We start from the raw sequence: 11778 nt of genomic DNA, 5'->3' as shown, positions 1-11778 counted from the left end.
TCATTCTTTCGAGACAACTAAGCCAATTGCAAGATTAAAATTTCTTTCTTTATATTTTTTAAAAGTTTTAGACAATGCGTCATTAATAATATTGATGCTTACGAATTCTGATGGCTTATTGTCAAATGTTCTTTTACTATAGCTATAGGCTATATAGTCATTTGAAGTTTCAGAAGTTATTCTAGGTCTTAAGTGAGCTTTATCAGTATATATATATCCATTATCATCAATATTACCAATCATTTCCAGGCTTACGTATATTCCTTTAGGATCGAGTTTTATTGATTCATTCCTTACATCTAAAAGAATTTGATCTCTTTCAGACATTAAAAATTTAATAATATCACTTTGATAAATCATTTCTAATTCATTGTTTGGTATTTCTTTATATATATTTACCCTGCAAATGCCTGTTTTTGGATTGTTTTCTAGTCCTTTTTTAAATAATTCATGACTACTATATAGCGGAATGAAAATTTCATCAACCTTTAAATTGTAATTAGCGGTATTTGGTATAATTTTAATTATCAATTCATGGTTTGGGGTAACAGGCTTGCTACCACAAAATTTGTCTCTTTTTAAATATCCTATTTTCATTGGTATTCTATCAGAAGTTACAATCACTTCTTTCAGTTCGGTAATTTTCGGATTTAAAAAAATAGTATCTAACGCTTTTGGGTTTATAATTTGTTTTGTGTAGTAATTGACATGAGTTATAGTTATTTTTTTGATAGTATCAGCATAATATATATTACCATTACCGTCAGAATATTGTCCAACTTCATCCATTAAAACATTGGCAAAACGTATCGGGGATTTTGTTAGGGAATCACAAACGGTTACATTTTGAGCCTGTGTTTGAATAGAAAATAATACAAAAATGATGGTTATTAAGTGTTTCATATATTATTATAAAGTTTATGTTTTCCAGAATTTCAAATTTACAATAACAATTATAATGATTATAATAATTATAACGTTTGGAGTGTTGTTTTTTTAAGATTAATTTAAGTTATTTGACCTTTAAATAAATCTATATGAATAAAATATTGTTTTTACTTGTTGTCGTTCTTTTTAGTTCATGTCACTTCTTTGGTCCAATTGATAGTAGTATTCAAACTAAGAATGTGAATTTAAAACAAGAAGATCTTGTTGGAAAATGGAAGCTGGATAAATTTTCATATGATTACTTAAAAAAGAAAGAAAATTTAGATTCCATATACATAACATTCAATGATGATAATACTTTTATTTTGAATAATTCAATTGATTTATTTAAAAACAAATATACTTCTCCTGGTCTTTATGATGTAAAAGAAATAGGAATATTAGACAACATTATTTCTAAGGGTAGATGGACAATTAAATATAATGATATTTCTAAACAATCAGAACTTGATTTAAATTTTGAAATTGGAGGTTTTATGTCAAATTTTCAAGTTTATAAAAAAGAAAATGATTATCAATTATGGTTTTTTCAAAGTGATCCAGATACAGGTGAGCGATTACTTTTCCTAAAGAAAAATTAAGTTATTGTATAAAGCCTCCTTATGGGAGGTTTTTTTTGAATATTGAAGGTTATATGAATGTATTAATCAAACAATTTTAATCCCTTTTGATTAGTATCTCTCTATAACTTTTATTAACCAACAATAAAGATACTTTTATGTTATAATTACATAACGTACTAAAGCTTGTTTTTATGATTTGTAATATTATTTTTGCGGCTTCTTAACTGGAAGAAATGTAATTTTTTTCGTTAAGTTATGTTATTAGTTATAAGCCTCCTTATGGGAGGCTTTTTTTGTTTGATTTAGTTTGTTTTAATTCTTCTTTAAGTTTATCATAAAAATTATCTAAGTCTTTGAAAAATAAATTGCTAATATTTTGATCGAAATCAAAAACATAATTTTTAGAATGCTCTATAGATTCTCTGGATTTCTTAAAATAGTCATCTAAATATTGTCCATTTAATATTATTCGATTAAATTCTTCACAATCAAAATCATAATTGAATAAATGACTATATCTCAAACTAAAAGAGTGTAAAAAGTCATAGAAATCCACAAAGTAATCATATTTCTGACATATTTCATTTTTAATATTTTCTAATTCATTTTCGCTTATACCTCTAAGCGTAAGAGCCGTCATTCGTTTATGAAGTCGTGAAATTTCATAAATAAATTTTTTAAGTCCTGGAGCATGGTTAGCTAAAGAATCATAAGCGTCTAATTTTCTTAACCAAATATTCATTCTTTCATTTTCTTCTATAGACTGCTTTCCAACTAAATAAGTCAAATATCCTAATACAATTAAACTTATCAAAGAAATTAATATGTTTAGCATACCACCGAAAAAGTCACCAAAAGTCCCCCAATCTGCAATATTATTTGAAATACTTTGATCTCTAAAGTAGTAAATAAATAGAAAAAGTGGAATCAAAGTAGAGATTAAGCACAATACAATAAATGCTATTAGTATTTTTGATATCAAGGGAATAGTTAAAGAAGATTTATTCATTTATATATTTTATATTTATTTAATACATTTTTTCAAATGTAACTAAAAGGAGTATTTAATTAAACTTTAGTTATAAACAAGCATTTTTTAAAAATAATCATAGTTTATTTGTGTTTCCAAATATGAAATACATTATCAAAATTTACTACATTTTAATAAGTTTACATTGTAAATGGCAATACTTTATTTATAAGCTAAGGACATCATTTTGAGACCTATTACATTAGAAAAGAAGATGTAACAGATTTTGAAATAAAAGGTTTTCCAACTACTGTTGTTGTAAACAATAATACGATTACTTTCAAAGGGACTGTAGAAACTTTAGATTTGCTAGCGTCGTTTATTTTAAAATGATTTTTGGATGTAAATGGATACATTATAAATGAATAAATTAATTATATATATGAAAAAAATCTCTTTTTTTATTTTAGCTTTTTTGCTGCCTTTTTTTGGTTTTTCACAAGAAGACGAAGGTATGGATATGGAACAAAATCTAAAAGAGCTTATTGATGGTATTGTAAAAGACAATACCGTTTTTCAAAATCATAAGCTGACCTTTTATTTGAATGGTGAAGAGCTGAAAGAAGTTTCAGATACGAAGATTAATCTTAATGATTTACGTATTACGGTTAAGAAAAAGGAAATTGAAAAAGATGGAAAAAAAGAGGATGAATTTGAAATCAACATTAAAACCAAGCCTTTCACTTATATGTAAGGTATTCTTAATCTTAAATTTTAAGGCTGTGTTTGTCAAAACCAGCCTTTTTTATTTGTCGCGTCTTAAAAACTCTTTATTTTTATTGTCATTATTTTCTGTGTTGTAAGCATTAGTTGATTAACGTTACTATATTTACAATAACTTTTAGCGTATTTATATTATGTTATATGTAAGTTTGAATTATATTTGTGATTGAATAACTATTATAATTAAAACTACATGACAGCTAGCAAAAACATTGTCTATAAAATTGTTTTAGCCTTTTTTTTAATCTTTAATTACAACCTTTTTTTTATTGAAAACCAAGAATTATTTGGTAAGATCTTTTACATTGTTCTATTATTATTTTTGGGGTTTGATTTGTTAGCGTACATATTTAACAATATTAAACGAAAAGCAGTAAAAGCGAAATAATTAAAGTTCTACTCGATTACATTTAGTCTTCTATCTATCATTTTATTTCTCTTTTAATTACTACCCTTCGTGTTGGTAACAATACCCGTTGGCATTTGTGGTATTGCGTTTGCAGCGTGTTCCTTTTTTAGTACGGCCGGAGCATTGTACCGAAGTGGCTCTTGAACCGGTAGCGGATGCGCTGGTTTGTTTTGATGGTATGTATAAGCTATTTGCAGTAGTTGTTTCGGAGGCAATTGTTGCAGGTTTGCAAACACTGCAAGGGGTATAGTCTCTGCTATTTGCTTCCTTAACTGTTAGGCTTGAAGCTGTAGCAGAAACGTAGCGGCAAGTTGCCTCGTGGTATTTTTTGCCTGATTTGGTTACGTATACGGTTTGTGCATAGGTAAGTGAGGTTACTAGTAAAAAGCAAAATAGCAGTAGTTGTTTTTTCATTATTTAACCGATTGATTAACAGTTTCAATATACATTAATATTGCTTATAATTATTACGCTTTATCAATTGATTCAATTGAAAATTGTGGAGCATTTCGGATAACAGGCTTTAGGATCAAATAGGATATTGGAAGAAAGAAGCCTCCGAAAATAAGTATTGACCAAATTAAGGAGCTTGAAAAACTGGAATTACCCTCTACGTCACTTACGCTTTCAGGGAAACTGAAATACGATTGGTACATACCCCAATAATTAATCAAAGCGTGTAGTGTTATTACAATAAAAATGTTTTTGAAGCGCAACAATAGTGATTGAAGTATTAACCCGATGCCTATAGCAAATATCACTTGAATTATTACACTGTATGAAGTAATTTTGAATAGATTGATAAAGTGTACTATTCCGAAAAGGAAACTGGTTAGAATCACTGATTTAAAAAGATTTTCTTTTTTATTGTTGAAATAGCTGAATACTAATGAAAAAGCTAAGACTCGAAAAAGCAATTCTTCATATACACCGACAGAAAAAGTACTCATACAATACAATATATTTTCAAAAAGACTAACGGACAAAATTGCATTATTTATTTCATCTTGAACATGTTGAATTGAAATGTACACTAATGGAACCAATATTATAGTTGTGATTAATGTATTTTTATATTGTTTTAAGAAAGTTCCGTAACCCCATTTGAAGATTAAGAACAAGACGATTCCAGTAAGAGCACTTCTAATTAAAATTTTGGAAATTAAATCATCATTTAAATTTTCTTCATTGAGTCCAAAAAATAGTAAAAGCTTTTTTAGGAGTAAGCCAATAAAGGGAATAGTTAACAGTAGTAGTATTCGTGTTATTTCTTTATTCATAATCAAATAGATTAAATATAAAATAGAGTATATTTTATTTCTTGTCCTTATAGAAAAATTTCTTTACCAAGTATGGACCTAATGCACCACCAATAATGGTTGAAACAATTATAATTAGAATATTTTCGGTCGATAGTATCATTAAGTTTTTTACTTTAAATTTTAAATGGTATTACATTTAGTTAATAAAGTTTCAAATATATATAAAAAGTATATAAACGTTATTGTTTAAATTTAATTAAAAAGCCTAGTCTTGCGACCAGGCTTTTGCTTTATTTGTTGCGATAGCTCAACATGATAGTGTTGCGGAGTTCGTTTATTAAGTGAATGTTTTTCTTGTGGTGGTCTTCTTGTTGGAGCAGTAGTTTCAACGCTTTGATGTTTTTTTGGTGTTGTTCGTAATCTTCCATTGCTCGAATTACTTTTGGGAAGAATTCTTTTTTGAATTCGGATAGGGCTATAAATGGAATCACAGAACCTCTTAAACAAGGGATCCAGAATTTTGATTTCCATAAACTGGAGGCTATACACATGACATCTTCTTTATCGGTTTCGTTTTGGAAGATGACCACAAAGGAATTGGTAAAAGGTTCGTCTTGTGGTTTGCCACTGTTTAGTCCTTTGTTTAACACAAAGAAGTGTGGGTTGGTGTAGGATTTTCCGGCTGCATGGCATTTAATGATAAAATTTTTCATAACTAAAGGATTAAAGGTTATACTTCCTTTTTCCTTTTTCTGCATGTCGTTTAGTACAACTTTGTTTTTCGCTTAATGTTATTGTTTCATTGGTTGCGAAGTACTTTGTTTCAAAAGAAAAAGGAAAAAAAGAAAGCCGACTCCTCCTGTGGAAGGTTTTAAAAAAGCAAGTTTTTCAAAGAAACCTGAAAGGCTTGAGCTTGCTTTTTTGAATACCTGGAACAAAACTTTGCTTTCTTTTTTTCTTTTTTTGAAATCATCATTTTTTGTGCTAGGACAAACACCCCCAAGCACCGCAAGCCGAAGGCAAAAGCGATAGCCGTAACAGTATGTAAAAAGCTTTTGCCTGAAGCGAGGAGCGCAGTGGCGGGGTTGCGGCAATTGCACAGCCACACTAGACCGGGAACGTAATGACGAAGGGCAATGGAGAGTAGGGCTAGTAGCGTGTAACGGCGGGCGAATTATAAGTACCGCATAGCGGTTACCTTAATGCCGGGCACAGCGACCGAACGAGTAGAGTGGTGATGCAATAATGGAGTTTACCGTGGGAGTAGGTTAATAATACAAAGGGAGCTCGCCAAGCCCGATGGCTGTGCGAAGGAGCAACCGCCCAAAACACCAAGGGCGGCAGCCACAAAATAGGGCTGGAATGTAGTGATGTGCTTTACCGAGCACTTCGACTCTGCACAGTGACCGATATAGCAACAGATTTACTATTAGTAATTATAGTTGTGAAGCACAGCGCGTAATGAAGCGCTATTGTGGCTGCAGTAGCCCTGACGAACGCAGTGAGCGCGCGTGTGAAGACGAGGACAAAGGAGGGGAGTGGCAGCTTGCCTGAAGAGGCGGGCTGACGCTACACTACTGCGTGGACTGTGGAATGGAAGGTGGTAGGGTTTGGGAATGGTGTTATGGTAATGAATAGTACGGGCACTTCGACTCCGCTCAGTGACCGCTAAACTTCAACCCGACCACCGACTGGAGCAGCCGAGCGGAACAAAGCAAGCGACCGGAGAGAGACCGCTTGATTGCTCGTAAAAAAACTAAATTTTATTATTTCGATAACGTATAGGATACTAAATAGTAAAATTCGTAGTTTTTATTTGTAGTTATATACTGTAATCAAATTGGAACTTATTTTTATGGATGAAATTAAAACTAAACGCGGTAAGGCAGAATTAAAACTTCGGCATCAAGGGATAGACAAAATTTTATTACGTAATCAATGTATTATCGATTGGAACCCGAATTCGAAAGGTCATTTACTGGTGTTGATGTTTAAGGATGGTAGGGAAACGATATATAAGCAATTTAGGAAAAAGCCTTATAACATTTATAAAAAGGTTCATCTGTTTTATGATTTTATAGAGGAAACATTTGCAAAAAGAACAGAGTAATTTTTACTTTATATATTTATAATTAAGTTCACTTATTTTTCTATCGAATTGAATTTTCTGAAGAAACGGGTACTTGATTTGTAATCATAGTGACTAGTCAAATAGACTTGGATGGATATTATCCAGATTGTGTGCTATTAAATTGGCTTGGTAAGGAAAAGCAAATTTTTGAATGGGTTCGTGTTGCAGCCATTTTCGTTCATCTTCGGGATGTAGGACAACCGGCATACGCTTTTTGTTATTGTGTATTTCAGCCATTAGTGGATTGGCTTCAGTAGTTAGAATGGCATAGGTATTACGAATTTCACCAGTGTAGGTATCGGTCCATTGGGAATAGATACCAGCAAAAGCGAATAAGTCTTCATTTGGTATACCGATTTCATATTTTGTTTTGGACTTTCCTTTAGCATCGTTCCAATGCCATTCGTAAAAACCATTGGCTATAACCAAGCATCTTTTGTTGATTGAATTTCTGAAAGAAGGTTTTTCGTCTACTGTTTCAATTTTGGCATTGAGTGTCATTTTACGTATTTCTTCATCTTTTGCCCAAGAAGGGATTAATCCCCAATTGAAATGGGTTATAACTTCAGGTGCTTCATCTATAATTATTGGGGTTTGAGGAAAATCAAAACCATTAATGTGAGTAGTAGGTTTAAAATTTTCAATATGGTCAATTTTAGCCTTAAATCGCTTTTCGACTTCTAATGCTAATTTTGTTTGTTTGGAATGAAAACACATAGCTAACAATTTACAAATTCAAGATGTATAAAGTTAATCAATTCCTTTTATTAATGTTCTTAATTTATTGGTTCGTATTGTTTTATGTTGTGTGAGACCTAAGAATTTCTAATGTTTTTTCGTCTTGTTGAGCATCAAAGAATTTACCTAATACTTGTTTGAATATTGGATCTGCATTTGGAATTTGCATGAATAAGGTCATGCATGCTTTTAGTTTTTTAATGTCCGGTTTGGGTAAAATATCTTCAATGCTTTTATTGTGTTGCACCAAAGCTTCACTTATGATAATAAGTCGTTGACCTAAAATCTTATCCTTGTAATATGCTTCAACCTCTTTTGTTGAATTGAGGGCATACAAAATGTTAAACGAAGTAGGGCTAAATCTGTCATGTATAGTAGGAAATATAAACCACATCCAATGGGATTGTTTTTGGCCGTTTTGAATTTCCTGTAGTGCAGTTGTAAAAGTGTTTTCCTGCGCGATATGATATCGGTTTAAAGCCTCCATTATTTTGCTACAATAATTATACGATTGCTACTATTTTAGAAACTAAATTTCTATTGTAAAATATTCTTGATTTTCTAACTTTATGTAATTATCTAACCAACTTTGGCGATTTAAAAGTGTTTTATTACTAAAATCATCTTTGATGCAATAGATGGTTTTGATACCCAATTTTTGTAATTCAGAAAGTGCTGTTTTCAAGTAAGGATTGTGTTCAATAGTGTTTTGATTTTTATGTTCCAGTACCTCATCATAATACAAATCGTAAGGTAGCTGGAGTTCTATGATATCATTGTAGAATACTTTTGCTTCTTCACCCATTTCTAATACAAACTGACTATAGGATGTTTCAATTTTAGCAGTATCATAAAGGGTGTTTTGAACATTGCTATCATTAACCTTTATCGTACCTAATTTTGAATATTGTTGGTTCTCATTCAACAATTTGAATTGGCCGTACTCAATATTTTGATTTAAACGAGTGGCTATGTCTTTGGCAAGATTTTCTAGACTGGTAGTGTCAAGATTATGCTTTACGATTATTTTAAGTTCAGCTTCCATTCTTATTTTTTTCTAACAGATAGGGTGAAGTTAGTAAAAAATATTAAGCAAAACTAGTGCTTTATAGTTTGGTTTTTAATGCTTTATAGAGACGTTGTGTTACAACTATTAAACTTTAATTGTTATAATTTCGTTTATGTTTGTTGTATATCGTGGCGAACGTTTTTCCTGGCGCATTTTCCATTGGCGTCCTAAGGATTGATTGCCAAATTTAATTTTATTTGTCCCATATGCTTGATTGAGTTTATCAATTACTGCCATTAAGGGTTGGTGTTTTGGGTTGGAGATGTTGAACAAACTCAATTGGGTTTTATCATTTGGGGTAATCCCCATAACAATAACTCCTGCTTTTTTATACTGGTATCCTTCTTGAAATATAGCTTTTAGGCCAATTTGTGCATAATGGTTGATTTCAATTGATGAATTGGTTGGGAAATCGGTTTTGATGACAATATTTTTTGAATACTGTGGTTGGTCTTTTCGAAAATAGTTGGTGTGCACAAAGACCATGATCATGTTGCAATGGCTGTTTTGTTTGCGTAATTTTTCGGCGCAAGAAGCTGAGAATGTTGCTATTCTTTCTGCAATATCTTTGTGTTCGGAGTACATTTTTTCAAAGGAGCGTGTAGTAGCAATACTTTTTTTGTTTTTTACTTCTTCCATTGCTAAACAGGGCTTTCCTTCTAATTCATGTTTGAGTCTTAGTCCAACAACCGCCATTTCTTTACGCACCCATTCGTCTGCCAATAGGGTAAATTGGTAAGCATTGGTAATGTTTCGATTTTTAAGTCTTTTAGCATGTTGACGACCAATACCCCAAACGTCTTCAATTTTTGTCCATTTTAGTGCTTTGATTCTTTTTTCTTCAGAGTCTATCGTATATACACCTTTTGTTCTCTCAGGGTATTTTTTGGCGATTTTATTGGCCACTTTTGCAAGGGCTTTAGTAGGAGCGAAGCCTATACTAATAGGGATACCGGTTCCTTTGGTAACGGTATATCTCATTTTGTTTCCTAATTCATCTAGATTGCAATAGTCGAATCCCTCAAATTTAAGAAACGCTTCGTCGATGCTGTAGATCTCGATTTCTGGCGTATAGCTTCGGAGTAAGTTCATTACCCGTGAACTCATGTCACCATATAGTGCATAATTGGAAGAGTACACAAAGACATTGTTATTTTCGAATAGTTTTTTGTATTCAAATGCAGGAGCTCCCTTGGGAATTCCTAATGCTTTGGCTTCATTTGAGCGTGCAATAACACAACCATCATTGTTGGATAGAACCACAACTGGTTTACCCATTAAATGGGGTTCAAAGACTCTTTGACAAGAGGCATAGAAGTTATTGCAATCGACTAAAGCGTACATGTTGACCGTGATTTACTAGAATGATTTGATACAATGTATAACGATGCCCCAAATAATAAGATTGTTTTCTGGCGTTACTTTTATAGGCTCGTAATCTTCATTTTCAGCAATTAGCCAGACTATGTCTTTTTCTATCTTAATTCGCTTTACTGTGAATTCTCCATCAATTTGGCAAATGGCAATTTTATTGTTTTGCGGTTCCAATGATTTGTCGATGATTAATAAATCACCGTCATTGATGCCTACATTTTTCATGGAATGCCCTTTGACTTTAGCAAAGTAGGTTGTTTCCTTATGTTTGATAAGGAAATTGTTGAGGTCGATACGTAATTCAATGAAGTCATCCGCTGGTGATGGAAAGCCAGCACTAATTCCAACATCAAAAAAGGGAATTTCCATCTCTGAAGTATATTCAGGGATGAAGAATTCTAATAAAGGGGTTGTATGCAGGCTTCTTAATTTCATTATCGTTTAATAGACTACAAAGTTAAGAAGCCTTGAGGAATGATTTGAGTAAAGTGAAAGGAAAAGTTTTGATTGCGTTATATATTATATATGCTTGGGGGTATAAAGCTTGTATTATACTTTTGAAACTGCTTGCAAATTCCAATGTGTTTTGAACGTGATTTGTTTTGAAATTATGCATCTTCACTTTTGTTAATTGTATCCATATATAGCTGCAATTCATATAATTCAATTAATTCTTCAGTAGCATTTGGTTGTTGCGGTAGTTGGATGAAGTTTAGGTTTTGGGATAATGGTTTTTCACCCAATAGGTCGTGTAGGATGATGTATAGGACTTGGTGCCATGTTTGGGTATTGCAACTGATGGTATAGTTTTTTAAGTAAACGACTATATCAATTTTATCCTCTGCGCTTAATGGCAGGAATTTGATTTCATTGGTTTTGATTGTTATTTCTGGGATGATATAGTGATCTGATAGTTCTTTTGTTACTTTTTTAATTTTTGTAGTGGGTTGGATGAAGGCTGTAAATTTCCAATGTCTTAATGCTGGCGCTTTGTCTATTAAATCGATTACTTGGTTGGAGTTTTCTGGATTTGCATTTGCTGTAATAATGAGTTCTGTTTTTTGTTTTTCATCTTTTGGGAATAGGATTATGAAATCTAAATCTTTAGAGTAATAGCCTAGATGTTTGGTAAACCAATAGGTAATATTTATTTGATTTGCTAGGGTTTCTTTTAATAGGTTTTTGATGGTTTGGTTGTTGTCTTGGAACCAGTTCCAGAAGGTGTTGATTTTTCTCATTTTGGTAGTGATTAATGAATGTTATATTTACTGTTCTTTTTGATGCACCAAAAAGAACCAAAAAGTGCTTTTACTTTTATGAGGTGTTTTTTGAAAAATCCAAAAGGTATTTTCAAAAACCGAAAAGTGATTTCCTAAAATCGCTACAAGGATTCGCGATTTCTTGACGCAAATCATTTTCTACACTGCATAAAAGTGGTGTATCTTGAATACAAGTATTTCTGCTTCTAATGCCGGAAACTTTTTTGCAATTGAAAGTCATTTGCATTTGTTTGATTTACTTTACTATTTCG

The 11778-nt window shown here is 31.8% G+C and carries 13 protein-coding genes; 3 read left to right on the top strand and 10 right to left on the bottom strand.

Translation table 11 applies throughout. The annotated features are described in order from the left end of the window. Window positions 1-903 carry a hypothetical protein gene (locus ACFS5J_RS05105; RefSeq protein ID WP_379810969.1) on the bottom strand — a complete coding sequence of 301 codons (903 nt, stop codon included), beginning with the start codon at window positions 901-903 and terminating at the stop codon, window positions 1-3. Window positions 904-1037: 134 nt separating this feature from the next. On the opposite strand from ACFS5J_RS05105, the gene ACFS5J_RS05100 reads away from it, so the two are divergent. Next, window positions 1038-1529, top strand: a complete 492-nt coding sequence (locus ACFS5J_RS05100; protein WP_379810968.1) for a hypothetical protein — start codon at window positions 1038-1040, stop codon at window positions 1527-1529. Window positions 1530-1788: 259 nt separating this feature from the next. Here ACFS5J_RS05100 and ACFS5J_RS05095 read toward each other — a convergent pair whose 3' ends face one another. Next, window positions 1789-2520 carry a hypothetical protein gene (locus ACFS5J_RS05095; protein ID WP_379810967.1) on the bottom strand — a complete coding sequence of 244 codons (732 nt, stop codon included), beginning with the start codon at window positions 2518-2520 and terminating at the stop codon, window positions 1789-1791. 403 nt (window positions 2521-2923) lie between these two features. On the opposite strand from ACFS5J_RS05095, the gene ACFS5J_RS05090 reads away from it, so the two are divergent. Further along, complete coding sequence (locus ACFS5J_RS05090) at window positions 2924-3235, top strand: hypothetical protein (protein ID WP_379810966.1); 312 nt, start codon at window positions 2924-2926, stop codon at window positions 3233-3235. A 905-nt stretch (window positions 3236-4140) separates the two neighbouring features. On the opposite strand, the gene ACFS5J_RS05085 is transcribed toward ACFS5J_RS05090, so the two are convergent. Together ACFS5J_RS05085 and ACFS5J_RS05080 are read right to left on the bottom strand one after the other, a co-directional pair. Further along, window positions 4141-4953, bottom strand: coding sequence for a CPBP family intramembrane glutamic endopeptidase (locus tag ACFS5J_RS05085; RefSeq protein WP_379810965.1), 813 nt, complete (start codon window positions 4951-4953; stop codon window positions 4141-4143). A 272-nt stretch (window positions 4954-5225) separates the two neighbouring features. After that, window positions 5226-5693: a DUF6943 family protein gene (locus ACFS5J_RS05080; RefSeq protein ID WP_379810964.1), complete on the bottom strand. Its 468-nt coding sequence runs from the start codon at window positions 5691-5693 to the stop codon at window positions 5226-5228. Between the two features lie 1097 nt (window positions 5694-6790). On the opposite strand from ACFS5J_RS05080, the gene ACFS5J_RS05075 reads away from it, so the two are divergent. Next, the gene (locus ACFS5J_RS05075; RefSeq protein WP_379810963.1) at window positions 6791-7045 is read left to right on the top strand and encodes a hypothetical protein; all 255 of its coding nucleotides are present in this window, start codon (window positions 6791-6793) and stop codon (window positions 7043-7045) included. Window positions 7046-7138: 93 nt separating this feature from the next. Here ACFS5J_RS05075 and ACFS5J_RS05070 read toward each other — a convergent pair whose 3' ends face one another. From ACFS5J_RS05070 to ACFS5J_RS05045, 6 genes are all read right to left on the bottom strand, one after another. Beyond that, complete coding sequence (locus ACFS5J_RS05070) at window positions 7139-7783, bottom strand: SOS response-associated peptidase (RefSeq protein ID WP_379810962.1); 645 nt, start codon at window positions 7781-7783, stop codon at window positions 7139-7141. Window positions 7784-7865: 82 nt separating this feature from the next. Further along, entirely contained in the window at window positions 7866-8291 is a 426-nt protein-coding gene (locus ACFS5J_RS05065) for a DUF1810 domain-containing protein (RefSeq protein WP_379810961.1), read from the bottom strand. A 42-nt stretch (window positions 8292-8333) separates the two neighbouring features. Next, window positions 8334-8849: a hypothetical protein gene (locus ACFS5J_RS05060; protein WP_379810960.1), complete on the bottom strand. Its 516-nt coding sequence runs from the start codon at window positions 8847-8849 to the stop codon at window positions 8334-8336. Between the two features lie 108 nt (window positions 8850-8957). Next, window positions 8958-10217 carry a Y-family DNA polymerase gene (locus tag ACFS5J_RS05055; protein ID WP_379810958.1) on the bottom strand — a complete coding sequence of 420 codons (1260 nt, stop codon included), beginning with the start codon at window positions 10215-10217 and terminating at the stop codon, window positions 8958-8960. Between the two features lie 15 nt (window positions 10218-10232). Next, window positions 10233-10682, bottom strand: a complete 450-nt coding sequence (locus ACFS5J_RS05050) for a LexA family protein (RefSeq protein ID WP_379810957.1) — start codon at window positions 10680-10682, stop codon at window positions 10233-10235. 173 nt (window positions 10683-10855) lie between these two features. Then, the gene (locus ACFS5J_RS05045; protein WP_379810956.1) at window positions 10856-11485 is read right to left on the bottom strand and encodes a hypothetical protein; all 630 of its coding nucleotides are present in this window, start codon (window positions 11483-11485) and stop codon (window positions 10856-10858) included. Window positions 11486-11778 lie beyond the last annotated feature (293 nt).

The sequence above is a fragment of the Flavobacterium chuncheonense genome (assembly GCF_042686145.1).
GTDB classification, from domain to species: Bacteria; Bacteroidota; Bacteroidia; order Flavobacteriales; family Flavobacteriaceae; genus Flavobacterium; species Flavobacterium chuncheonense.
Note: the sequence above shows the minus strand (reverse complement) of the source record. Positions and strands in the feature narration are given on the sequence as shown.